At 63.8% G+C, this 23,531-nt stretch carries 18 protein-coding genes; 4 read left to right on the top strand and 14 right to left on the bottom strand.

The features are described from left to right. Positions 1 to 41 precede the first annotated feature (41 nt). A complete protein-coding gene (locus AC54AG_RS22575) occupies positions 42 to 1,940 on the top strand; it encodes an autotransporter assembly complex protein TamA (RefSeq protein ID WP_496631624.1) in 1,899 nt (632 codons plus the stop codon). Then, a complete protein-coding gene (locus AC54AG_RS22570; protein ID WP_496631623.1) occupies positions 1,940 to 6,364 on the top strand; it encodes a translocation/assembly module TamB domain-containing protein in 4,425 nt (1,474 codons plus the stop codon). Before AC54AG_RS22575 ends, AC54AG_RS22570 begins: the two co-directional genes overlap by 1 nt. A gap of 170 nt (positions 6,365 to 6,534) precedes the next feature. On the opposite strand, the gene AC54AG_RS22565 is transcribed toward AC54AG_RS22570, so the two are convergent. From AC54AG_RS22565 to AC54AG_RS22555, 3 genes are read right to left on the bottom strand one after another with little or no spacing between them, the layout of a single operon-like run. Further along, positions 6,535 to 6,774, bottom strand: a complete 240-nt coding sequence (locus AC54AG_RS22565) for a hypothetical protein (RefSeq protein WP_034753464.1) — start codon at positions 6,772 to 6,774, stop codon at positions 6,535 to 6,537. Positions 6,775 to 6,798: 24 nt separating this feature from the next. Next, positions 6,799 to 6,951: a hypothetical protein gene (locus tag AC54AG_RS22560; protein ID WP_175444616.1), complete on the bottom strand. Its 153-nt coding sequence runs from the start codon at positions 6,949 to 6,951 to the stop codon at positions 6,799 to 6,801. A 56-nt stretch (positions 6,952 to 7,007) separates the two neighbouring features. Then, positions 7,008 to 9,503: an alpha/beta hydrolase family protein gene (locus AC54AG_RS22555; protein WP_072457076.1), complete on the bottom strand. Its 2,496-nt coding sequence runs from the start codon at positions 9,501 to 9,503 to the stop codon at positions 7,008 to 7,010. Positions 9,504 to 9,692: 189 nt separating this feature from the next. Here AC54AG_RS22555 and AC54AG_RS22550 point away from each other — a divergent pair, with 189 nt between their 5' ends. Beyond that, positions 9,693 to 10,211, top strand: coding sequence for a CcdC protein domain-containing protein (locus AC54AG_RS22550; RefSeq protein WP_034753462.1), 519 nt, complete (start codon positions 9,693 to 9,695; stop codon positions 10,209 to 10,211). A gap of 10 nt (positions 10,212 to 10,221) precedes the next feature. On the opposite strand, the gene AC54AG_RS22545 is transcribed toward AC54AG_RS22550, so the two are convergent. The 8 genes from AC54AG_RS22545 to AC54AG_RS22510 all read right to left on the bottom strand — a co-directional run bounded on the left by AC54AG_RS22545 (position 10,222) and on the right by AC54AG_RS22510 (position 19,787). Next, positions 10,222 to 11,031, bottom strand: a complete 810-nt coding sequence (locus AC54AG_RS22545) for a hypothetical protein (RefSeq protein ID WP_496631622.1) — start codon at positions 11,029 to 11,031, stop codon at positions 10,222 to 10,224. Between the two features lie 86 nt (positions 11,032 to 11,117). Then, complete coding sequence (locus tag AC54AG_RS22540; protein ID WP_496631621.1) at positions 11,118 to 11,696, bottom strand: nucleotidyltransferase family protein; 579 nt, start codon at positions 11,694 to 11,696, stop codon at positions 11,118 to 11,120. A gap of 2 nt (positions 11,697 to 11,698) precedes the next feature. Beyond that, positions 11,699 to 12,703 (bottom strand): DUF4424 family protein, encoded by a 1,005-nt coding sequence (locus AC54AG_RS22535; RefSeq protein ID WP_496631620.1) that lies wholly within the window; start codon positions 12,701 to 12,703, stop codon positions 11,699 to 11,701. Beyond that, positions 12,703 to 15,534 (bottom strand): ATP-binding protein, encoded by a 2,832-nt coding sequence (locus tag AC54AG_RS22530; RefSeq protein WP_496631619.1) that lies wholly within the window; start codon positions 15,532 to 15,534, stop codon positions 12,703 to 12,705. Before AC54AG_RS22530 ends, AC54AG_RS22535 begins: the two co-directional genes overlap by 1 nt. Before the next feature lie 8 nt (positions 15,535 to 15,542). Continuing rightward, positions 15,543 to 16,277: a hypothetical protein gene (locus AC54AG_RS22525; protein ID WP_034753458.1), complete on the bottom strand. Its 735-nt coding sequence runs from the start codon at positions 16,275 to 16,277 to the stop codon at positions 15,543 to 15,545. Beyond that, positions 16,270 to 17,640, bottom strand: a complete 1,371-nt coding sequence (locus AC54AG_RS22520) for a hypothetical protein (RefSeq protein ID WP_128141393.1) — start codon at positions 17,638 to 17,640, stop codon at positions 16,270 to 16,272. Before AC54AG_RS22520 ends, AC54AG_RS22525 begins: the two co-directional genes overlap by 8 nt. A 269-nt stretch (positions 17,641 to 17,909) precedes the next feature. Beyond that, entirely contained in the window at positions 17,910 to 18,674 is a 765-nt protein-coding gene (locus tag AC54AG_RS22515) for a DUF3108 domain-containing protein (protein ID WP_496631618.1), read from the bottom strand. Continuing rightward, on the bottom strand, positions 18,675 to 19,787 hold the full coding sequence (locus AC54AG_RS22510) for a DUF3108 domain-containing protein (protein WP_496631617.1): 1,113 nt from the start codon (positions 19,785 to 19,787) through the stop codon (positions 18,675 to 18,677). A 149-nt stretch (positions 19,788 to 19,936) separates the two neighbouring features. Here AC54AG_RS22510 and AC54AG_RS22505 point away from each other — a divergent pair, with 149 nt between their 5' ends. Next, the gene (locus tag AC54AG_RS22505; RefSeq protein WP_496631616.1) at positions 19,937 to 20,653 is read left to right on the top strand and encodes a PhaM family polyhydroxyalkanoate granule multifunctional regulatory protein; all 717 of its coding nucleotides are present in this window, start codon (positions 19,937 to 19,939) and stop codon (positions 20,651 to 20,653) included. Between the two features lie 21 nt (positions 20,654 to 20,674). Here AC54AG_RS22505 and AC54AG_RS22500 read toward each other — a convergent pair whose 3' ends face one another. The 3 genes from AC54AG_RS22500 to AC54AG_RS22490 are packed head-to-tail and all read right to left on the bottom strand — an operon-like array spanning position 20,675 to position 23,416. Further along, positions 20,675 to 20,971: a hypothetical protein gene (locus AC54AG_RS22500; RefSeq protein WP_230516689.1), complete on the bottom strand. Its 297-nt coding sequence runs from the start codon at positions 20,969 to 20,971 to the stop codon at positions 20,675 to 20,677. Continuing rightward, positions 20,955 to 22,685 carry a tetratricopeptide repeat-containing response regulator gene (locus AC54AG_RS22495; RefSeq protein ID WP_070305414.1) on the bottom strand — a complete coding sequence of 577 codons (1,731 nt, stop codon included), beginning with the start codon at positions 22,683 to 22,685 and terminating at the stop codon, positions 20,955 to 20,957. The genes AC54AG_RS22500 and AC54AG_RS22495 overlap by 17 nt, the downstream gene beginning before the upstream one ends. An 11-nt stretch (positions 22,686 to 22,696) precedes the next feature. Then, positions 22,697 to 23,416: a sensor histidine kinase gene (locus AC54AG_RS22490; protein WP_070305412.1), complete on the bottom strand. Its 720-nt coding sequence runs from the start codon at positions 23,414 to 23,416 to the stop codon at positions 22,697 to 22,699. Positions 23,417 to 23,531: the final 115 nt, after the last annotated feature.

Below are 23,531 nucleotides of genomic sequence, written 5' to 3'. Positions count from 1 at the left end.
CGATACGACCACGAATTTTGGCACAAGTAGTGGCAAAAGTAATGGGGCAACTGACACTGGCGGCCGCCGGCGGTGCCATCTTGCTGTTTCCTGCCGCCCATGCTGCCGCACAAGAGGCCACGCAAGATGCTGCTCCAGAGAGCGCCAGCGCCACGGAAGCGGCGCCTGCCCCGCTGCAGTACGAGGTCAAGGTCAACGCGCCCGGCGACCTCGATGAGCTGCTCGAAAAAAACCTGGACCTGGAACGCTTCCGCGGCAACCCGCGCATGGACCGCGAGCAATTGCGCCGCCTCGTGCGCGCCACGCCCGAGGAAGCCAAAAACCTCATCGCCACGGCCGGCTACTATACGCCCGTCGTCACGGTGCGCGTCGATACGACGGGCGCCAAGCCCGTCGTCATCGTCGACGTCGACCCGGGCCAGCCCGCGACCATCGACAAGGTCGAGCTGGAATTGCGCGGCTTCGACCCCACGCCGCCACTGGCCGCCAGCGAGCCCTACGATACGGAAGCGCTGAAGCGCAGCTGGGCCCTGAAGACGGGCAGCGTGTTTCGCCAGTCCGACTGGGAAGCGGCCAAGCGCGCGCTGCTGCGCGAAGTGGTGCAGACGCGCTACCCGCGCGCCCAGCTGGTCGACACGCAAGCCGTGGTCGACCCGGAAACGCACAAGGTCTCGCTGCTGGTGGTGCTCGACAGCGGCCCCGAGCTGCGCTTCGGCGAGCTGCGCATCGAAGGCTTGAAGCGCTACGATGCCAGCATCATCCGCAACCTCGACAAGATCCGTCCCGGCGATTATTACAGCGAATCGGCGCTGCAATCGTTCCAGGCGCGCCTGCAGGACACGGGCTACTTCGCCAGCGTGGAAGTGAGCGCCGACATGAGCAGCATCCTCAGCGAGCAGATCGAGGCGGGCCAGGAAAGCCAGCAAGCCGATGCCGCCGGCGCCGCGCCCGACGCCAAGCCCGCCAACCGCGGCCCCGCGCCGCAGTTGCCGCTGGTCGTGCGCGTGACGGAAAACAAGCAGCAGAACGTCAGCGCCGGTCTCGGTTTCAGTACGAATACGGGTAACCGCGCCCAGCTCAACTATGACAACCTGAACGTGTGGGGCACGCGCTTCAAGAGCGCTCTCACAATGGAAACGAAGAAACAGGCGGCGCACGCCAATTTTTACTTTCCAACGACCGAACGCGGCTACAACGACAGCGCGGGCGCCTCGTTCGAGCGCAGCGACATTTCCAACGAAATCACGGCTGTGACGACCATCTCGGCCAAGCGCAACTGGGGCGGCACCAACCTCGAGCGCAGCCTGACGTTCGAGTTCCTCAGCGAAAACAAGACCGTCGTGGGGCTGGAACAGACGCGCAGCAAGAGCTTGCCGCTGACCTATGCCATCACCAAGCGCAGCCTCGACAGCCTGCTGTTCCCCACCAAGGGCTATGTCATCAACGCCCAGGTGGGCGGCGCCCTGCTGCCCGTGCTGACGGACGAGCGCTTCGTGCGCGTGGCCGGCAAGGCCGTGTATTACCGCCCGCTCGGTGAAAAAGGCGAGCTGATCGTGCGCGGCGAAATGGGCGCGCTCGGCTCGAAGGAAAAACGCGGCGTGCCGGCCGTCTACCTGTTCCGCGCGGGCGGCGACCAGTCGGTGCGCGGCTATGCCTACCAGGAACTGGGCGTCAAAGAGGGCGACGCTACCGTCGGCGGGCGCTACATGCTCACCGGCAGCGCCGAATACCAGTACTGGTTCAAGCCGAAGTGGGCGATAGCCGCCTTCTATGACGCCGGCAACGCGGCCGACACCATGAAAGCGGCCATGACGCCGAAATCGGGCTACGGCCTGGGCGGGCGCTACAAGAGCCCGGTCGGTCCCATCAATGTCGACGTGGCATATGGCCACGCCGTCCACGCCTACCGTTTGCACTTCTCTCTGGGATTCACTTTCTGATGTCCGATATGACTACCGAATCGCCCGGCGCCGTCCCTCCGCCGCCGGCGAAAAAACCGCGCCGCTGGGTGCGCTACGTACTGATCGCCGTCGCCAGCCTGGCGGTGCTGCTGGGCGGCGCCTTCTGGTTCCTGGGCCGCGAATCGACCTTGCAGATGCTGGTGCAAAAAGTGGCCAGCGCCAGCGGCGGCGACATCGAAGTGTCGGGCGTGTCCGGCTCGCTGTACAACCGCATGCACCTGGGCCACGTCAGCTACCGCAGCAAGACGCAGCACATCACGGCCGACAATATCGACATCAACTGGTCGCCGTTCCAGTTCTTCTCGGAAGGCATTGCCATCAGCGAACTGCACGTGGCCAGCCTGTCCGTGGAAAGCACGGCGCCGTCCGAGGAACCGTCGACCATGCCCACCAGCCTGGCCGCGCCGTTCAGGATCGGCATTGCCGACGCGCGCCTGGACAAGGTGACCCTGGTCAGCCCGGGCGGCAACACGGTGTTTGAAAAAATCCATTTCACCTTGTCGGGTGACAAGTCGCAATGGCAGCTGGAAGACGCCTCAGCCCTGACGCCGTTCGGCCAGGCCACGGCCAGCGCGACGATAGCCGCCACGCAGCCGTTCAAACTGTCGGGCAAGGCCGGCTTGACGCAGCTCAACCCCGCCGCCGGCGAAAAACCGGCTGCCCTCGCCTTGCAACTGGGCGGCGACTTGAACGTGCTGAACGTCACGGCCAAGGGCAGCGCGGGCGCGGCCACGGCCGACGCCCGGCTGGCGCTGGCGCCGTTCGATCCCGTCATCATCCTGCGCTCGGCCAGCATCAAAGGCCGCAACATCAATCCGGGCAAGTTCGACACCACCTTGCCGCAGGCGGACCTGAGCCTGGAACTCGATGCCACCATCGACACGCGCCCCAACGCGCAAACCGTGTCGGGCAAGCTGGCCATCCTCAACCACGCCACGCCGGGCCCCATCGACCAGCAAAAGCTGCCGCTGCGCCAGTTCGAGGCACGCCTGGGCGGCACCCTGACGGCCACGACGCTCGAGTCAGCCATCATCGACTTCGGCAACGCGGGCAAATTCACGGGCGGCGGCAAGCTTAACCGCGACGCGGCCGACGCGCCCATCGGCAATGCGCAGCTGACCTTGCACACGGACAAGATCGACTTGCAGCACATTTACAGCAGCATCAACAGCACGAAAATCGTCGGCGACATCGTGCTCGACAGCGACGGCAAGACGCAGACCCTGCGCGCCAAGCTCGGCGAAGCCAAGCTGCGCCTGGACGTGGAAGCGACCTTGGCCGACTCCTTGGTGCAACTGCGCAAGGCGACCTTGCAAGCGGGCAAAAGCAGCGTCAATGCGACGGGCCAGATCAGCCTGAAGGACGAGCAGCCATTCAAGGCCGTGGCCAGTACCAGCCGTCTCAATCCCGCCGACTTCGGCGCCTTCCCCGTGGCCGACCTGAACCTCGACGTGCGCGCGAATGGTCACGTGGCGCCCAAGTGGCTGGCGAATGCGGACTTCACCGTGCGCCCCAGCAAGCTGCTCGACCAGCCCCTGTCGGGCAAGGGCAAGCTGACGGCCGATGCGGCCCACTTCAGCGGCATCGACGTGCAATTGGCGCTGGGAAAGAACAACGTGACGGCTAAGGGCAACTTTGGCGGCGCCGGCGAAAAACTCAACTGGAACGTCGATGCGCGGCAACTTTCCGCCTTGCAGGGCGACTTGCTGGGCACGGTACTGGCCAGCGGCGTGGTGCAGGGAACCATGCAGCAGCCGCGCACGAGCTTTGTTGCCGATGCGAAGGGCCTGGGCCTGACCAGCGGCAAGCGCCCTGCGCCCGACAGCGCCATCCACGCCAGCGGCGAAGTGGGCTTGACGGGAGCCAAGCAGCAAGCGGAATTGAAAATGACGGGTTCCCTGCAAAAGATCAACCCGGCCGCGTTTGGCGCATCGCTGCCCAATGGTAACGTCAATGCGGACTTCAACGGCAGCGGCCGCCTGACGAGCGACTGGCAAGTGGCCCTGAACCTGGCCCTGCGCGAATCAACCTTGCAAAATGCGCCGCTGGCCGGCTACGCCAAGCTGTCGGCCAATGCAAAACGCATCGACAGCGTGGATACGGAATTGCGCCTGGGGCCGAACAGCCTGCTGGCCAAGGGCGCGCTGGGCGGCGCCACAGACAAGCTGACGTGGAAACTCGATGCGCCGCAACTGTCGACCCTGGGACCGCGCTTTGGCGGCGTGCTGCATGCGGCCGGTTCCGTCTCGGGCAAGATGGATGCGCCCGCAGCCCAGCTGACGCTCGACGGCAAGGACCTGACCTTCTTTGGCGACCAGCAATTGAAAGCCGTCAAAGGCAGCGCCAGCGTGGGCGCCGGCCAGGGCGCGCTCGACCCCATGGTCAGCAGCCTGGAAATCACGGGCTACAGCACGCCCACCTTCAAGCTGGCCAGCGCCCGCCTGGGCACGACGGGTACGCGCGGCAGCCATACGGTGAGCCTGGCGGCGCGCAATGACGATTTCGACGCCACCGTGCAAGTGCGCGGCAGCCAGAGCGGCGCCAGCTGGACGGGCACCATCGACAGCCTGCAAAACAAGGGCCGCTATGCGCTCGTGCTGCAAGCGCCCGTGCCCGTGAAAGTGGCGGGCCCTGCCAACAGCGGCGTGGCGGGCCTGGGCCAGCCCGAGCAGATCAGCGTGGGCAACACCGTCATCAAATTGCCGGCAGGCAGCATCACCATGCAAAGCCTCGTCAAGAACGGCCCCCGCTGGACCAGTTCCGGCCAGGCGGCCGGCGTGGCGCTGACCTATCTGGCGCAAGTGATTCCCGCGCTGCAAGCCAATGCGCGCAGCGACCTGACCCTGGGCGCGCAATGGTCGCTCGACATGCAAGTGCCGACGGCGAAACAGAAGGATCCATCTTTGGCCGGCATGCTGCACATCTACCGCGAAAAAGGCGACGTGACGGTGGGCGTGGAGCAGCCGCTGGCGCTGGGCTTGCGCACGCTCGATGCGAGAGTGGACGTGGCCAACCAGCAGCTGCGCCTGGCCGTGAAACTCGACGGCGCGCGCGCGGGCCAGAGCGACATCAATGCCACCGTGCAAATGCTGGGCGGACGCATCAGCAACGACAGCGCCCTCTCGCTGACGGGCACCACCAATATCGATTCGCTGGCGTGGCTGGCGCCGCTGACGGGCCAGCCGGGCCTGGAACTGGGCGGCGCCTTGAAGGTGGCCCTGTCCGGCAGCGGTACCATCGGCGCGCCGCAATTGAATGGCGACATCAACGGCAGCAAGCTGCTCGTCAACTGGGCCGACCAGGGCTTGAAATTGCGCAATGGCGTGCTGCAGGCGAAGCTGGCCGGCGATCAACTGCAATTGCAGCGCCTGAGCTTTGACGGCGGCGATGGCAAGGTGCAGGCCGATGGCTGGGTACGCTTTGCGAATGGCGAGGCAAGCCTGGAACTGAAACTGCTGGCCGACCGCCTGCAAGCGCTGTCGCGCCCCGACCGTACCCTGGTCTTGTCGGGCAACAGCACCCTGGTGCGCAACGACAAACGCTTCAGCTTCGAGGGCAAGTTCAGGGCCAACCGCGCGCTGATCGAACTGGCGCCGCAAGACACGCCGACGCAAAGCAGCGACGTGGTGGTGCTGGGCAAGGAAGTCAAGGGCAGCAAGGAAGCGCCGTCGCTGCCCCTGAATATCGACCTCGAGTTCGACCTGGGCAATGCCTTCCACCTGCGCGGCATGGGCATCGACGCGGACCTGGCCGGCAATGTGCGCGCCAGAGTCATCAACCGCGCCGCGCCGCGCGTGACGGGCAGCATCAAGGTCACTAGCGGCCAGTACGCGGCCTACGGGCAGAAGCTGTCGATCGAACGGGGCTTGATCGCCTTCACGGGCGCCTACGACAACCCGTCGCTCAATATCCTGGCCGTGCGCAAGCGTCCCGAAGGCGAAGCGCTGTCGGAAACGAACGTGGAAGCGGGCGTGGAAGTGCGCGGTACGGCCCAGGCGCCGACGGCCAAGCTGGTGTCCACGCCAAGCGTGTCGGACAGCGACAAGCTGGCCTGGCTGATCCTCGGCCACGGCGCGGAAACGGCGGCCGGCGATGAAATGGCCCTCCTGACGACGGCGGCCGGCGCCCTCTTCGGCGGCTCCGGCGGCGGCCTGCAAGGCAAGCTGGCCAATTCGCTGGGGCTCGATGAAGTGGGCCTGTCGCAGGCGCAAGGGCTGGAAAGCACGGTCGTCACCGTCGGCAAGCGCCTGTCCTCGCGCGCCTACCTGACGTTCGAGCAAGGTACGAGCACTGCGACGAGCCTGGTCAAGCTGCGTTATAAGCTGAACCGCCGCATCACCTTGCAATTCCAGACGGGCACGAACAATGCGCTCGACGTGTTGTACACGTGGGCGTTTGATTAAATTGGCGGCCAACCATGTTGTCGGATTACGCGGGGCGTTGCCCCGCTAATCCGACCTACGCTCCATGTGCATGCGCGTAGGTCGGATTAGCGGCGCAGCCGCGTAAACCGACACCAGCAGAAACACAAAGGGCGCCTCGGCGCCCTTTTCTTTGCTCTAACGAAAACAGCTTACTCGGCCACGTCGAGCCCCCGCTCGATCATGCCTTCGACGTAGGCGCGCAGATACTGTTCCAGCGCGGGGCCGGACAGCACGTTGGCCGTCAGCGCGCCGTGCGGCGAGCCTTTCAGCACGCCGTCGTGGTACACGCGCGCAATCCAGGCCACGTCCGCGCCCTGGGTGTAGTCGAGTTCATAGTCGAACGATTCTCCGCTGACTTTGCGTGTGTAGACTTCCTTGACAATTGCCATCTAAAACAGCCTTTCTTGACGAGATTAACTGGGGTGCGGGTGCGGCACGGGATCGTCCTGCGGCACCGGGTGCACGGGCCCCGGCTGGCGCCCGGGCGCTTCTTGCGGCTCCGGCGCCGGCATGGGTTCATCGACGGGCGCCGGGTCGGGCGCGCGGTGGGTATGGATGACTGACATGGCTGGCCTCCCTGCAGACAAAGGAAGACCATACCACGAGATGCGCGCCGCTGCCCTTATTTGCTTGCCGGCTTGGCGTCGGCGGCTGGCGGCGCCGCGTTCTTCACATATTTCTCCAGCCAGTTGTTGCTTTCGTACAGCATCTGCATGATCGATTCGCGCGCGCGGTAGCCGTGGCTCTCGTTCGGCAACATCACCAGGCGCGCCGTGCCGCCCAGTCCCTTGACGGCCTGGAACATGCGTTCGCTCTGGATGGGGAAAGTGCCCGAGTTGTTGTCCTGCTCGCCGTGGATCATCAGCAGCGCATCCTTGATCTTGTCCGCATAATTAAACGGCGACATGGCCTGGTAGACGGCCGGCGCCTGCCAGAACGAGCGCTCTTCCGCCTGGAAGCCGAACGGCGTCAGAGTGCGGTTGTAGGCGCCGCTGCGGGCGATGCCGGCGCGGAACAGGCGCGTGTGCGCCAGCAAATTGCCCGTCATGAAAGCGCCATATGAGTGGCCGCCGATGGCGATGCGGTTGCGGTCGGACACGCCGCGGCGCACCACCTCCTCGACGGCAGCCTCGGCGTCGGCCACCAGCTGCGGCAGATAGGTGTCGTTCGGTTCCTGATCGCCATTGCCGACGATGGGGAACGATGGATTGTCGAGCACGGCGTAGCCCATGGACAGGAAGGCGGCCGGCCCCCAGTAGCTGACGGCATTGAATTTGTACGGCGAACCCTTGGTCTGGCTGGCGGCGCTGGCCGTCTTGAATTCCTGCGGGTATGCCCACATCAGGGTCGGCAGCGGACCGTCGCGCTTGGCGTCGTAGTTCGGCGGCAGCATCAAGGTCGCCGTCAAGTCCACGCCGTCGGCGCGCTTGTAGCGGATCAGCTCTTTCTGCACGTCCTTCAATTGCGGCAGCGGATGGGGGAAATGCGTGAGAGCCGTCAATTGCGCCGCACCCTGCTGCTTCAGGTTGCGCACATAGTAATTCGGCTGCTCGGTCGGCGATTCGCGCGTCGACAGCAAACGGCTGCCGTCCTCATCCAGCACGGCCACCACGTTTTCATAATACGGCGCGGCGCTCTGGAACAGGCGCTGCTTCTGTTTCGTCGCCAGGTTCAGGCGGTCGATGAAGGGACGGTCGCCTTCCTTCGACGCACCCTGGCCGTCGAGCAGGATGGAGTTGTCAAAGGCGATCAGCAGGCGCGGCAAGCCGGCCGCGTCGGCGCGCATCACCGGCTGGCCCGGATCGTTGTAGCGGTCTTCGAACGATCCCGCATACACGAGGTCGGCCGGCGCGGCAGGTTGGTCTGGCGAAATCTTCCACTGCTTGACGGCGCGCGTCTTGTACCACGCTTCGCTGAGCAGGGCCAGGTCGCCGCGGCCCCAGGCGATGCCCGCATAGCGCGAGCCGAGCTTGGCCAGCACGGCCGGCTTGGCGGTGAACGGCGCCGCCTGCGTGTAGACGATGTCGCGGATCTCGACCACCTTGGCCGGGTCGCCGCCATCCTGCGCCTCGGCCCACACCAGGGTGGCTGGCGCGTCAACGCGCCAGCTGACGGAACGCACGCCGGCGGACACGGCATCATTGCCTGGCGGCAGACCTTCTTCCAGCGGCAGGGCCGCCACCGCATGCACCACCTTGCCATTCAGGTCGCGCACGTCGATCTTGTGCGCAAAGTCGGAGGCCGGCACGATGTAGGAATACGGACGCACGATGCTGGTCGTCAGCAAGTGCTTGCCATCGGGCGAGGCCGCCACGCGCGAGAACTGGCCGGGCTGGCCCACGAGGCGCTGCTTGCCCGCCACGTCCAGCAAGGCCAGCTGCACGGTGATGTAGTGCTCGAACAGCTGTGCATCCTGTTCGTTTTTCAGCAGGTCGGGATAGGTGCGCAATTGCTTGACGCCGCCGCCCGGCACGCTGTCCTGGATGGACGGGCCCGTCGGAATGCCGCTCGCCACGGGCGCCGCGCCCAGCTTGGCCGGTTTCAGTTGCACCAGCAAGGTCTTGCTGTCTGGCAGCCAGGAAAAACCGCGGCCATATACGGTCGACAGGGCTTGATTGCCCAGCTTGCGCGCCGCTTTCGTCTGCACGTCAAGCAGCCACAGTTCCACGCCCGATTCCTTCACGCCCTTGGCGGGATCGGCAAAGGCGATGTGCGTAAACGCCAGGTAGCGCTGGTCGGGCGACCAGGCCAGGTCGGCGATGCGGGGCGAAGCTGGCAAGCCGCTGACCTTGATTTCCTTCTGCGTATCGATGTCGAGCAAACCCAGTCCCGTGTGAAAACTGAAACGGCTGGCCGAATACGTGCGTGGATTGATGCGCAAGCCCGCCAGTTTCAGTTCCGGCTGCGCCACTTCGCTGATGCTGGGCAAGGATGGCGTGGGCAGCACGGCCGCCAGGTTGCGTTTCGGGCTCAGGCTCAGGGTCGGCGCGCGCGGCGCATCGACGATGGCTTGCAGAGGCGCTGGCGGGGCTTGATACGCGCCATCTTGCGCCATGGCCAGGGAAGACGAGGCCATCAGGCCGACAGTGATGGGCAGCAAAGGCAAACGAGTAGACATGGAACTCCAGTGTATGAAGGTGGCGACAACAAGCAAGCGCACCGCACCGCTCATGGCGGCGCTGTGTGACAGGGCATAGTGCGTTCATGCCATGTAAATGTCAACCAGCAACTTTTGCTGTTTGACAAGCATCGCCGCCCATCCCCATCTGGCTTACAATCGCTGTTTTACCCGCACCCGAATGTCTACATGGAAACCACTACTCTCGCCCTGCTGTTCCTGGTCCCGCTGCTGGTCTGGCGCATTTATTCGCGTCTGAAGAAACTGGTGGCGCGCCAGAAGTCGCAGCTGTGGCGCCACTGGAGCGTGGCGGTCGTCTTTCCCGCGCTGCTGCTGTTCCTGGCGACGACGACGAAATTCGAGCTGTTGCCCCTGTCCAGCCTGGGCGCGGGCGCGCTGGCCGGCGGCTGGCTCGGCGTGCTGGGATTGAAACTGACGCGCTTCGAACAGGTCGGCAAGGATTTCTTCTTTACCCAGCACCGCTACCTGGGCCTAGCCATCACGATGCTGTTCATCGCCCGCCTGCTGTACCGCGGCATGGAAATCTACCTGAACACGCGCCTGGACGTGCCCGTGCCGCCGCCACCGTTCGGCCAGAGTCCGCTGACCATGGCCGCCTACGGCCTCGTCATCGGCTACTACGCCGTGTATGCGTGGGGCCTCGTGCGCTGGCGCCAGCGCAACAAGCCGCTGCAGGCATCGGAGTAAGTCACATCAGTCAGTAGTACTGGCACAGGCCGGTACACGTCGTCACCGACAGCGCCTGGCGTATCGCCGCCAGCGCCGGTGCAAGGGCCGGATCGAGATCCTTGTCCGCATCGACCAGGCTGGTCAGCAAACGCTCGCGCAAGGGCGGCGCCATCAGATTGGCATTCGCTGCGGCGTGCTGTCCCGCCGCTTCCAGCATCCGCTTCTTTTGCGCCACGTTCCAGAACGGCACTTGCACGAACTGCACCACGTTCACAAACATGGTGCTCGATCCCTTGCTGAAGGCGCGGGCGCGCATGCGCTCCGCACTGCTCACCTCGGACAAGGGCTGGCTGCTGAACTCCTTTTCCATCAAGCCAATCAAGTGCGCATGGCAATGCATGCCAAAGGCGAACAAGGCAGCCATTTCATCGCCGTAATCGGCCAGGTTCTGCGTCACTTGTTCCCTGCGCGCCTGCTGCAACTCGGCGCCCGACAACGGCAGCGGCCGCGTGAGGCCAAATTGGTAATAGGACTTGCCCAGATTGGTGCTCCGTTCGCACAGGGACACGCTCTGATTCATGTCCTGCAGCGCCGCGACGGGCGCCCGGAACAGACGCGGGCCGTCGGCGATATGGGCAAACAGCTGCGCCACGCCAGGGTCGCTCAGGCGCGGCAAGCCGCTTTGCGGCGTCGCCTTGGCCATCAGCGCTTCCAGCTGGCCGCTCGCTTGCTGGAAATCGGTATAGCTGCCGGCCCAGGCGGCGGGCGCCACGAGGGCGGAGGAAAGGCAGAACAAACGGCCGAGGCGGCGCAGCGGCATGGAAATGGACAGGGACATGAGATCAGGAAAACACTATTGGATAACTGGCAATTATAGGCAATCTGTATCCACAGTGTATTTAATTGCTTTTACGCCAGCATTTTTCAAGCGATGATGGTCACGCGCGGCCAGCGCGCCGCATAGTTCTTGCTGGCCAGGCGCTGCGCATAGCCGTCCTGACTGATGCGCACTGGGTTGCGCCGCACCACCATGTCGAACAGGTCATCTAGGCCATGCGGCGCGATGATGCCGATCCCGCCGTCAGGCTGCAGATGGAGGCCGACCGCCGTGGCAAACTCGGGCCAGGAAGCGATGGCGTCGTCGAGCGACAGTAGCGGCGGCACGGCATAGCCGAACTCGCCTTCGAACCACAGGTGCACCCGGGCCTGGTTGCACACTTCCCACGGCACGCCGGGCAGCACGGTTTCCAGGCGCTGGCGCAACTGCGTTTCGCTATCCGGATGCACATCGTGCGCATCGAAATACGCCACGTCGATGTCGCTCAATGCCGACGGTTGCGCGTAGCCGTGCAAGGCGTCCCACACGAGGTTGCGCACGGCGCCGGCGCCGATGCAGCAGTGGGGCAAGCCCAGCTGCGCCACGGCGTGCAGGGCTTGCATGCACCACGGCGTGGCGTGGGCGATGGCGCGCAGGCGCGCGGCCAGCGCTTCCTGCGTGCTCATTGCTATGGCCGGATCCGTGGCGCCACGCCGTCGTGGTCGCCCGCGCTTTCGACATTGCCGAAGTACACGTCGAGATCCTGCTTCGGATGGAAGTTGCGCAGCTTGACTTGCAAGGTGGTGGGGTTGATCTTGGTGAACGTGCCCGGGAAGCACAGGCTGACCAGCTCGTCCGGCTTGCCCTTGATCAGGTTCAAGGTAAAGTCTTCGATGCCATTCTTCCACGTGTTGCCGGTCGTCAAAATGTACGACACCCACACGGCATTGACGAAGCCGCTTTCGCCCTGCTTGGCCGCCAGGCGGTTCCACGTCTTGTAGAAGGCCTTGTCGCCACAGTATTTCTTTTCAAATGTATCGCCATCGCCCAGGTAGGACGCGCCCGGACCGGCCGCGACGAACGGCGCATATTGATGGCGCACGCGCACGACTTTGCCGGCGGGGAATTTCTGCTGCCACAGATAGATGACTTTGACGGTCCAGGCCGGTACCCATTCCTCGTCGTACAGCTGGGCCAGCAAGCCTTCGCGTATCATGATCTTGCTCTGCGCGGCCGTCAGCGGCGCCACCTTCTTGTCGAACGGCGTGTGCGAGGGGAAATAGGCAATTTGCGCATCCGACAGGCCCAGCTGGCGCAAGCGGGCCGTCACGTCCTCGGCGTCGAGCTTGGCGACGAAGGTGGTTTGATAGTCCTTGCGCTTGCCATCGACGTCGACGGTGAACTGCTGCGGCTGGCCGTAATACGTGGGCGAGCCGTGGTAGCCGGACGAGTATTCGGGCAGCGGGAAGAAGATCGTCTCTTCCACATCCTTGGCCGATTCATTGAGGAATTCATACTCGACCTTGATCAAGTCCGTGCTCACGCTGAGCACTTCCTTTTTCATGGCCACGGCATCCGTCTTGCCGAACAGGATGCCACCCGCGCTCACGGAACCGATGCCATCGTTGGCCACGGCTGGCGCCGAGCACGCCAGTGCCAGTACTGCAGATGCGAGCAAAGTGCGTACCAGCATCACGCCACCTTGCCCGATGCCGGATCGACCCGGCGTTGCAGCACGAAAATCGGTTGCGCCCATTGGGTATCCTTTTTCTTCTTGCTGGTGATCAAAGTGAGCTCCGACGGATCGTAGACGTCCGTGTTGTGCGTCAATGGCGTCGTCATCAGGTATTGCGCTTCCGTGTTCTTCAGGAACTCGCCGACCAGCTGAATGTTGCGGATATCCAAATGGGCAAACGGTTCGTCGATGAAGACGAAGCCGCCGGAACCGTCTTCCGATTTCAGCAGGCCGATCAACAACACCAGCGACTTCATCACCTGCTGGCCGCCCGACGCTTCTCCATCGTTCATGCCGATGACGCCCTTGCCATCGAACTTGAAGCGCACGTGCAAGCCCGCCTGCGACAGCTGCACATCGTCGTTTTCCAGGCGCACGGGGTCGGCATGGACTTCGATGCCGGCCAGTTCGCCCAGCTCCTTGATGTTCTTGCTGTAGGTCTTGATGGTGTAGCGCAAGCGCTCCATGTAGGCGCCGCGGGCATTGCCCGTCGCTTCGATGGCGCGGTTGTTCTGGTAGCGGCGCTCGTCCGTTTCCGACTGGCGGCCGTGCAGCTGGTCCGACAGGCGGTGATGCTGGTCGATGACGGTGGCGTCCAGTTCCCAGTCGTCGCGCGCCAGGCTGTTTTGCAGGCTGGCCACGCGCAGATCGACCTGGTGCGCATTCTGGTGTTCGGCCACGAGGGCGGCGCGGCGGGCGGGACGGCGCCAGCTTTTCGGCAGGTGGCGCCACGCATGGCGCAGGGCCAGCAAGGCGCGCGCATGTTCGGCGCGCTGTTCAATCTGCTTCTTGTAGCCTAGGCGCGAACCGGCTTCCGCTTCCGACAAAGCCAGGCGCGCGTTTTGCCACACCGTATCGGCACGCGTGCGCGCCACAGTGGCGTTCTTCGTCAGGTTTTGCAACTCGCCCAGGCGACCGCCCACTTCCAGGCGCTCTTCCTTGAGCGGCTTCGAATTGCGCAGCGCTTCGGCGAATTCTTCCTGGCGTGCGCTCAGTTCCTTGGCCGCGTCGACGCCGGCGATGCGCGCCTTCAAGGCGCCCACTTCGGCCGCCAGCTTCGAGATCGCCAAGGTGAGCGTGTCTTCCTGGCCTTCCAGGCCCGGCAGCGAGCGCAGCAGCGCTTCCAGGCGGCCGCTGCGGCCAGCCTGGCCGAAGCGGTAGCGCGACGCTTCCACGAACAGCGAGCGTCCGCCGCGGCGTTCGCGGTGGTAAGCCTCGGGCGTGATCCACTCTTCGTGGTTGCCCAATTTAAAGCCTGCTTCAACGGAGTCGACGCGCGAAATGCGCGACAGCTGCTCGATCAGCCAGCTGGGTACGGGCGCGGAAAACTTCACCACGGCCAGCAAGCTTTCGTCTTTCGCCACGGGCGCCGTCACGAGGTCGGGCACGATGAAGTGGCGGTAGCGCTCCTTCTCGGCCAGGCGGTAAGCGGCGGCCGCATCCTTGGCCTTGTCGAGCAGGACGACGGAGGCATAACCGCCCAGCACGCCTTCGACGGCGCCCTGCCAGCGGCTATCCGTTACTTCGACGATGTCCGACAGCATGGCGTGGCTGATCCCCGCGTCGCGCAGCGCGCGGCGCATGCCGCGCACATTGTCCGGCTCCGGCATGGCCGTCTTGCCTTGCAATGCTGCAATCGTTGCCTGCTCGCCCGTGATACGCGCCGACAGGGCGTCGCGCTGCTGGCGCTGGCGCAGCAGTTCCGCTTCCTTCTGTTCCAGCTGGGCCGCCACTTCGGCGATGTCGCTGCCCGAATCGGCCGCCAGCTTCTGCAAGCGGTCCTTCTGTTCCAGCAGGCTGTCCAGCGGTTTCAGCTTGGCATTGATCAGGGAAAGGCGGCTCTGCAGGCCGATCGATTCCTGCTCCAGCAGGGTCTCGTTCATCTGCGCGTCGGACAGCGCCTTCGCTTGCGCGGCCAGCGCATTGCGTTTATCGGTCAGTTGCTGGTCCGCCTGCGCCATCGGCTTGCGCGCATCGCGCAATTGCCGGCTCGCGATGGCCGCTTTTTCGCGCGCCTCGTGGTATTGCAAGCTGGGCAGCACTTCTTCCAGCAGGTTGCGGCGCTCTTTATGCAAGCCTTCCCATTGGTGGTAATTGGCCACGCGCAGGCGCAAGCCTTCCAGGTTGGTTTTCGACGCTTCCAGTTCCGTCTCGAAACGTTTCAGCTCCACTTCCGTGTCGCGCTGGTGGCGCTTGGCTTCGTCGTAGGCATCCAGCACTTCCTTGTCGCCAAACACTTGGAATACGAGGTCGAGCAGCTGGCGCGGCGCATATTCGCACAATTTGTCCGTCTCGCCCTGCTCCAGCGCCAGCACTTTCGACATGGCTGGCGACAAGCCCGCATTGGCCAGGCGCTTGCGGTAGTTTTCCACGCCGAGCCAGTCGTTGGCATCCGTGATGTCCTCGATCTGCACATTGCCCGGACGCATCAGATACTGGCGCTTCCAGTCGCCGCCATTTTTCTGGATCTGGCAAAACAGGGTTACTTCATCGTCGCTGAAGAAGCCGGAACTGCGGAATGGCCGGTTCGACAACTGCTTGCCCACGTTCTTGTTGTCGACCACGGCGCGCAGCCAGGCCGTCTGCTGGCCCGAGTGGCGCGCATAGTGTTTATACGTGCGCCCCATCGAACAGTCGAGGCCGAACAGGGTGCGCAAGGCGTCGAGCAAGGTGGTCTTGCCCGAACCGTTCTGGCCCGCGATGGTGATGATCTTCGCGTCGAGCGGAATATTCTTGATGCGCTGCCAGTAATCCCAGTGCACCAGTTCAAGTGATTTGATATGAAACATGGGCGCTTTCAGTGAGGAAGGTCGGACGCGGGCTCGTCGCCAGCGTCAGGCAGGTCGCCGATATCGGCGGACAAATCAGCGGACAAGTCAGCATCGAGGTCGACGGCCACCAGGCGCGCCGGCGCCCGCTTGAACACGTCGGCCAGGGCGCCGTTGATGATGCGCTCTTTCAAGACGTCCGTGTCCATCATCAGGTCCAGCAGCGGACCTTCCAGGATGAAATCGCCGCGCCGCTCGATGAAGCCCAGCTTGGCCAGGGTGCCCAGATTCATGTCCATGCGCGTCTTCTTGCCCAGCTTGTCGCCGAAGTCCGACAGCAGCGCCTTGTAGGAAATGCCGATCGACGCGTCTTCCGCGCGCGGCAGCGGTTTTTCCGTGCCGAACATATCGTTCTGGTCATCGTCCGCATGCTGGTGCGTTTCCTGGCGTTCGCGCTTGGGCAGGATGATCTGCGCCCACAGCACCACCAGCAAGGCCACGCCATCGCGCGCCAGGCCGAAATTATTGTTTTGCCACACGTCGCGCGCGCCGAAAATCTTCGGCTCGATGGTGCGCGTCAGGGCCAAAGTCACGTGGTCGGCATACACGTTGTCGAGCAGTTTCAAGCCGCAGGCCAGCAATCGCGCATCGATCTCGGCGCGGAACAGCTCGTCGGACAGCACGCGCTTGACGAGCTTGTCGTCGCGGCGCAGGGTTTGATGCGTGAGCAGGCGCGCAATCAGGATTTGGGAATCGTCATTCATCGGCGGTGCCGCTATCTAAATCAAGTGAAACATTCAGTGAAAGCGAGGCGATCGACATGGCCGCCACGTGGGGGTCGGTCAGTTGGACCATCTCGTCGGTCGGTGTAAAGGTAATCGGCAAGCGGGCCAGTTCGGCCGTCGAGCCTTGCAAGCTCGCTTCGGACACGTCGCCCAGCAGCGGCAGCATCGAAGCGCGGTATGACGCCACGGCAAAGCTGGCCGGCAGCAAGGAATCCTGCACGGGCACCGACTTCGGCCCCTCTTCGCCGATGCTGGGGAAATTGCCCAGGCTGGCGAAGTTCGACAGGCGGTCCAACAGGTCATCGAGTTCAAGCTGCATGGCGGGTCCGTCGCTGATGGTGGTGGGCGCATCCTCTCCGCTGGGCAGGCCCGTGTTGGTAATACCTGCCGCCCGTTCGGACAGCAGTTCCGTTTCGGCAACGTCGATCATCTCGGCCGGCGTGGAGAACAGCGGCACGACGGGCTGGTCGATGGCGCCTTCAGCCAGGCTGGCCAGGTCTTCGTGCAGCAAGAGCCAGCGTTTGATGTCCGTGGTCGACAGGCCCGACTGGCCCAGGTGCACGCGCTGGCGCTCGATCTGGTTCAGGGCGCGCGAAAACATGCCTTGCATGTTCAGCAATTTGCTTTGCGCGCGGCCGATCGCCTGCGCCGCCTTGTGCGTGGCGCTATCCGCGTTTTCATCGGACGTGATGGCCACGAGGATTTCGGAACCCTTCTCGACCCAGTCGCACGCCATGTTCCACTTTGCCTGCGCCGTGCGCAGCCGGAATTCGGAACCGGACGCGATGGCGTCGGAGAACTCCTCCGTCAAATCCACCAGGCGCCCCAGCAAATGCTGGAGTTGTTCAACCGACACGCCGCCGACGGCTTGCGCGCCCGCTACCTGCGACAGCAGAAAACCCATTTCCGCTTCGTCTTCCGTCTGGCCCAGGCCCAGCAAGCTGTCGATGGCCGACAGCACATTGCGCGCCATCGGCGTCACGCGGTACACGCCCTGCTGCGCATCCCAGGCCAGCAACTGGTTCGAGCGCAGGCGCAGCAAGACCGTTTCCAGGCTTTCCGGCAACAGGTAGGCGAGTTTCGTGTTGATATCGGCGCGCGTATAGGCGGACGTGGCCGCATCGGACGCGAGTTCGCGCAACACGAGCAGACGCACCAGCACGCCGTCGAAACCGCCGTGGAACAGGGCCGTAAACACTTGCAGCAGAGGCTGCGCCCGCTTCAAGTGAAAAACTTGCTCTATTTCATCGGCCGAAATATTGGGCTGGAAATGCGCCTGCAAGGAATCGTGATGCTCTTGCTCTGTCTGATTTGCATCCGTAGCCACGGCTGCACTTGCCATTATATCAATCATTCTTTTCCGGATGAGTGTTCAGCGGGCGGCGCAGCGGGCTAACGCAGCGCTGCGGGGCGGGGGCGTCAGTATATCAGTTCTGACATGCAATTTAGCGCGTGGGAGGGGGAGGTGCGGACACGGCGCAACGCTGGCGCCTGCTTATCAAGACTCCTGATGGCGAAAACGGGCGGACAAGGGTCAGTTCCTTTGGAATCGGGATGCGCCCATTGGGCACCTCCCCCCGGCGGGTCTGACCCCACAACAACAGCAAGCACTTACTTCTGCACGACCTTTTGCAAGGTTTGCTCCACGTAATCACCGTCTTCGTCGGCGAACGTCACCTTCACGGGATACCATTCCAGCGACGGCGCCAGCCACAGGTCCACTTGCTGCCCCTTCTTGTCCGGCGGCGGCGCCTTGATCAGGTGCACGGCCTCCACCAGACCCTGGCCGGTGGCGACGGTCTCCTGCTTGACGACCTTGAAGGTCCACGGCTCGGCGTCGTGGCGGCCGGCAACGAAGAAACTCCATTCCGAGCCGGGTGTGAATTTCTCGGGGGCGGCGCGCGCCACGCTGACCAGTTGCCAGACGGTGCTGTTGCGGTCCTGCTCGCCGCCTTTCAGCGGATAGCTGTCATCGCCTTCGCTGAAGACGATGGTCTTGCTGTCGCGCTTGAAGGTGGTCGTGGCCGCTTCCTTGCGAAAACGTTTTTCCACGAACTGCGTCGGCGCCAGGCCGTAATCGTCGACCGTGCCTTCGCTGCGCTGCTCGAGGATCTTGCCGAACAGGGCGGCCCTGGTTTCAGCCAGCAGCGAGTACTTGCCGTCGCCGGCGCGCCAGTTGCTGACCGATTCGCCGGACAGCGCAATACCGCGCTGCTTCGCCTTGATCGAATAGACGAGGTCGACCGACGGCGCCAGCTTGTACGGGCGCTTGATGACGGGGTGGTCCACGGGCGCGTCCGCTGCCATGGCGGGGCTCAGGGTGGCGGCCAGCAGGCTGGCGATCAGAACACGTTTCAAAGTTATCAAAGTAGTCATCTATTTTCCTGTAGCGTCATTGACGCGAATTTGGGTCACGGTTTGCGTGGTCAGCGCCCCGTTCGCTTCGGTATTGCGTATTTGTACCGGATACCATTGCATCGATGGCGCCAGCCAGATATCGAGCTGCGACGAATACGTGCCGGGCTTCGGCGGCCGGCGCAAATGCCAGGTCACCAGGCGGCCCATCTTGGTCTCCAGTTCTTCCTCGCCCACCAGCTGGAAGCGGAACACGGTCGCTTCTTTTTCCTCGCCGACGAGGATGTCGATATTGCCCGCCAGCTGATTGACGTCGGCGCGGCCGATGGCGGCCAGCTGGAATGGCACGGTGGCCTTGTCCTGCGCCCCCTCCTGCCATGGCGCCGTGGCCGTCGTGGCCGAAAACGTGATGGCCTTGGCGTCACGGTTGAAATGCGTGGCTGTTTGCGCGCGGCCCTTGCGCTTTTCCGTCGCCGTGACGGGCACGATGCCGCTGCCATCGATCAGGCCTTCGCTGGTCAGCACCAGCAGGTTGATGCGCGTGATCAGCATGCTCAAGCCCACTTCCAGTTTCAGCTGGTACGTGTCGCCCCGGTTGTCCCACGCCATGGCGGCCACGCCCTGCCACTTGGTACCGTCCGCATCGCGCCGGTCCACGTGCAGGTCGAACTGGGCCGATGCAGGCGCATTCGTCTTGTAGCGCCGCGCCTGCTCGACGGGCGGTGGCGGCGGACTGGCCGGTGCCGGTGCTTCCGCCACGGCGGGCGGTGGCGCCGTGATGGCTGGCGCGCTGGCCGCCGGTGCCGCTGGCGTGACCGGCCCTTGCGGCGCGTCGCTGGCGGGCGCCGTGAACTGGGCCGTGTCGCTCGACGGCAGCTCCGTCGGCGGCGGCGGTGGCGGCAAGCGGGGCTCGGGCAAGGGCCGCAGCTTGGGCGGCGGAGGCGGCACCAGCACGGGTGCGGGCGGCTCGGCGATCAAGGCCATGCTGACCACCTGCGCATGATCCTGCCCCAGCGGCACCATGTTGGCACGCGAGGTGAGCCATTCCAGCGCCACGTAATGCAGTGCGCCGATGACCGCGACAAAAATGACGGTGCGGCGGCGCGGTGGCGAAAAGAAGGAGTCAGGCATCATAGGCCGTAGTGTAACGCCTTCCCCCTACTTCCCGCTTCTTGCCCGTACTCAACTCCTGCTGTTTTATGTAAGAAAATGTTGGCGGCTTTGCGTCAGTTGCAAGCTGATATCTGCTACGCTAGGCACATCCACCTACCAGGAGATTTCGCATGGCAAACCCGCAAATGCCCCAAATGCCGGGCGCAGCAGTTGTGACCGACACCCTCGACTTCGTCAAGAACCTGTGGGGCAGCATGAGCGTGCCCGGCATGGGCGTGCCTGGCATCACGGCGCCCACCATGTCGGTGGAAGAGCTGGACAAGAAAATCAATGACTTGAAAGCCGTCGAAGCCTGGCTGAACCTCAATACCAGCATGCTGCGCGGCAGTATTCAGGCATTGGAAGTGCAGCGCGGCACCATCGCTACCCTGAAATCAATGGGCGCTTCTCTGGCGGCAGCCATTACCCAGCCCGGCGCCAGCGAGAAATCCGTGTTTGAATCGGTACCCTACGCTTCCGCATTTTTCCAGCAAGCGGCACCCACAGCTGCGGCGACAGCGCCTGAACCAAAGCCGGCGCCTGCCCCCGCACCGGAACCGGCTGCGGCGGTGCCCAGCGATGCCGGCAGCCAGGCGGCAGCCCAGCTGGCCAATCCAAGTGCCTGGTGGAATTTGTTACAAGATCAGTTCAAGCAGGCCGTGTCGACAGCCATGTCGCCCGATGCTGCCAGTTTTGGCGGTGGAGCGGCTGGAGCGACGGCCAAGCCAGCGGCCGGCAAATCCGCCAAACCCGCTGAAGCAGGCACGGCAGCCAAGGCCAAGGCCCCGCTGCGCAAGGCGCCGGCAAAGCGCACGGCACCCAAGTCGAAAGCACCAGGCAAGGCCTGATGTTTCAAGCTGGCGATATGATCAGGCGATACGATGAATGCGGATCGCCTCGATCTGATTGTCGGCTTGGCGTTTTACGTCACCGATCGTGATCAGGCCTTCGTCGGCCAGCGCCTTGGCGTGCTCGTACGAAGACTGGAATGTTTCCAGCGTGTCTCCCTTGGCGGCGACCGGGCGTACCCAGGCAACGGCGCCGACTTTCATTTTTTTGTATACTTCATTGACCACATCACGCATAGTTTCTTCCTTATTGTTGTAGAGCAACTCAAGCACGGGCGAACCCACGCTGGCCCCTAGTTTATCATCCGGCACGCTCACGCACGACTTTTCCCCCTTTTTCCGGCACCGGCGGCGCTTTTTCCGCTACCACGACGGCCTCTTCCGGCCCGGGCGGCGGCGTCAACTGCACCAGTTGCTCCATCAATTGCGCGAAGCGCTGCTGCCCTGGTGCAATTTTGTCCACATACAACAACACTTCCATGGCTTCGGCCGCCAATTCCGCCTGGTAGCCGCGCTGCTCCAGGAACGACACGATGATTTGCGCGGAATTGAACAGGATGCGTAAGTTGTTCGGCAGCTTGTCGCGCGCCGTGCGCATCCAGGCCACGGCTTCGTTGAGCTTGTCCGTCTTCCACAGCAGCACGCCCTTGTTCATCAAGTCCGACGCTTCCTTGCGCGAGGCGATGATCAGGCTCGTGCCCTCGTCGCCCATCTTGGCCTTGTCGAAAATTTTCTGCACTTCGTCCTGCACCACCTGGTTATCGTGGTTGTTCTTGACCACGTAGCACAGCAGGCCGGCCGGCGCATCCTTGACGCCGACGGCGAACAGCAGGGTCGCCAGTTCCATGCAAATGCTTTTCTCGGGCCGCGCCGGGTCTTCGGCCAGCATCGCTTCGAGTTCGTCGCCGCACTTGCGCGCGCGCCGGTAGTCGCCCGTTTCGTGGTGCACCATGCCTTCCGTGATCTTCGCGCGCAGCCCGATCTGCTCGGGCGAGAATTCGCGCTGCGCCAGCAGCAGCCATTGCAGCGCTTCCTTGGCATCCTTTTTGAGGCCGCACACGCGCGCCAGGCCCAGGTAAGCGTCCGGCGTCTTCATGACGGAAAACTCGCCGATGGAAATACATTTGCGAAAGGCCTTTTCCGCCATGCTGACATTGCCGACCTTCAGGGCTGCCAGCCCCAGGTTGCGCTGGCGCGGCACGGAATTGGGTGACAGGCGCGCCGCCTTTTCCAGCACGCCGCAGGCCTCTTCGTGCTGGCCCATCAGCTGGTAGGCGACGGCCATCTGGTCGTAGGCATCGATGTAGTACTTGTTTTCCACGATCACGCCCTGGAAGATTTGCCGCGCCGCCTCGTGCTCGCCGTTGTTCATGCGGATCTTGCCCAGGCCCGCCTTGGCCCAGCTGTAATCGCGCTCGGCCAAGACTTTTTCGTACACGGCACGGGCCTTTTCCGGCTCGCCGCTTTTCAGCAGCAACGACGCCTTCATGCGCAGCAATTCCAGCTCGTGCAGCTTGTTGACTTCGATCTGCGCGTCGCACAGCTTGGCCGCGCGCAGATAATCCTTTTCCATGCAGGCCTGGTCGATTTCGCGAAACACCTGCTTCTTGTGCCACACGCGGTTCAAGCGCGTCAGCAGCACGCCTTCCGTGATCGGCTTGATCAGATACGCGTCGGGCTGGTGCTCGGCCGCGCCCATCACGGATTCCACGCTTTTCTCGGCCGACACCATCAGCCACACGCTCGATGGCGCCGTCAGGTTGCGCACGCGCGTCTCTTCCAGCACTTGCTGGCCGTTCTTGCCTTCGCCCAGGTTGTAATCGCACAGCACCACGTCGTAGCGCGTCTTGGCCAGCAGCTTCATGGCTTCGCCGCCGCTGGCCGCCTGGTCGATATGGCGCGCGCCCAGGTTGCGCAAGGATTCACGCAGCAAGATGCGGATGCCGATGAAATCGTCGACCAGCAGATAATGTTTGTCGGCCCAGTCGGTGCTGCCCGCTTCGGCGGCGGTGGCGTGGCTGTCTGTCGTCATGGGTTCCTCGTTCAGGGCAGGCGCAGGATGAAGCAGCCGCCGCCCAGGGCGCCGCCATTTTCCAGCGCGATGCTGCCGCTGCTGCCCCGGTGCTTGTGCATCTTTGCCACTTCGCTGGAAAAATACAGGCCCAGTCCCGTGCTATTGGTGGAAAAATTCACGCCGGCCGCCATGCCATCCATGGCCGCGCTGCCCGCGTCGAGCAAGGCCTGCGTATAGCCGTCGCCATTGTCTTCCACGCGCAGCTCGAGCATGCCGCCGTGCTCCCGCACGGACAGGCGGATCGTGTCCTTCGTGTAGCGGATGGCGTTGTTGATCGCATGCGCGAGCACGCCGATGACCAGATCTTCATCGAGGGTCCAGATCAGCTCTGGCGGGCAGGCCGTCTCCAGGGCGATGCCTTTCGAGGCCAGCAGGATCTTTTCCTGGTCCACCACCTGGTCGACCACCTGGCTCACCAGCTGCGGCTGCACGTCGAACGGGTAGCCGGGCTTGCCCACTTCCTTGTACAGGGCCAGCAGCTGGATCAGGTTATCGTTGAGGCGCTTGGTCTGGTACAGCATCTGCGCCATCTGCAGGTAGGCGGGGTCGGCCTGGGGGGCCGTTTTCGCCTGCTCGGCCGCCAGCAGCGATTCCAACGTGCCGCTGACCACGCTGATCGAGTTTTTCATGTCGTGCACGGTCGACGCCAGGAACAGGAATAGCTCGGGCGAGCTGTGTTGATCTTCCACCGGATATCTCCTTGGGCCGCAGCTTCAATATTGCCAAGGATAAATTATACCGCCAGCCTGCGGGCGCCAGCCAGCCACGCGTAAAGTCCGTGACATGACGCAACAATGCCGCCCC

The sequence above is a fragment of the Janthinobacterium sp. BCJ23 genome, from assembly GCF_059617945.1.
Note: the sequence above shows the minus strand (reverse complement) of the source record. Positions and strands in the feature narration are given on the sequence as shown.

Excerpts from the sequence above, each read along its gene's own strand:
- AC54AG_RS22560 (WP_175444616.1), bottom strand. The coding sequence starts at position 6,951 with ATGTCAGTCATCCATACCCACCGCGCGCCCGACCCGGCGCCCGTCGAT.
- AC54AG_RS22535 (WP_496631620.1), bottom strand. The coding sequence starts at position 12,703 with ATGCTGGTACGCACTTTGCTCGCATCTGCAGTACTGGCACTGGCGTGC.
- AC54AG_RS22510 (WP_496631617.1), bottom strand. The coding sequence starts at position 19,787 with ATGATGCCTGACTCCTTCTTTTCGCCACCGCGCCGCCGCACCGTCATT.
- AC54AG_RS22525 (WP_034753458.1), bottom strand. The coding sequence starts at position 16,277 with ATGAATGACGATTCCCAAATCCTGATTGCGCGCCTGCTCACGCATCAA.
- AC54AG_RS22515 (WP_496631618.1), bottom strand. The coding sequence starts at position 18,674 with ATGACTACTTTGATAACTTTGAAACGTGTTCTGATCGCCAGCCTGCTG.
- AC54AG_RS22565 (WP_034753464.1), bottom strand. The coding sequence starts at position 6,774 with ATGGCAATTGTCAAGGAAGTCTACACACGCAAAGTCAGCGGAGAATCG.
- AC54AG_RS22495 (WP_070305414.1), bottom strand. The coding sequence starts at position 22,685 with ATGACGACAGACAGCCACGCCACCGCCGCCGAAGCGGGCAGCACCGAC.
- AC54AG_RS22570 (WP_496631623.1), top strand. The coding sequence starts at position 1,940 with ATGTCCGATATGACTACCGAATCGCCCGGCGCCGTCCCTCCGCCGCCG.
- AC54AG_RS22530 (WP_496631619.1), bottom strand. The coding sequence starts at position 15,534 with ATGTTTCATATCAAATCACTTGAACTGGTGCACTGGGATTACTGGCAG.
- AC54AG_RS22505 (WP_496631616.1), top strand. The coding sequence starts at position 19,937 with ATGGCAAACCCGCAAATGCCCCAAATGCCGGGCGCAGCAGTTGTGACC.
- AC54AG_RS22550 (WP_034753462.1), top strand. The coding sequence starts at position 9,693 with ATGGAAACCACTACTCTCGCCCTGCTGTTCCTGGTCCCGCTGCTGGTC.
- AC54AG_RS22540 (WP_496631621.1), bottom strand. The coding sequence starts at position 11,696 with ATGAGCACGCAGGAAGCGCTGGCCGCGCGCCTGCGCGCCATCGCCCAC.
- AC54AG_RS22520 (WP_128141393.1), bottom strand. The coding sequence starts at position 17,640 with ATGGCAAGTGCAGCCGTGGCTACGGATGCAAATCAGACAGAGCAAGAG.
- AC54AG_RS22555 (WP_072457076.1), bottom strand. The coding sequence starts at position 9,503 with ATGTCTACTCGTTTGCCTTTGCTGCCCATCACTGTCGGCCTGATGGCC.
- AC54AG_RS22575 (WP_496631624.1), top strand. The coding sequence starts at position 42 with ATGGGGCAACTGACACTGGCGGCCGCCGGCGGTGCCATCTTGCTGTTT.
- AC54AG_RS22545 (WP_496631622.1), bottom strand. The coding sequence starts at position 11,031 with ATGTCCCTGTCCATTTCCATGCCGCTGCGCCGCCTCGGCCGTTTGTTC.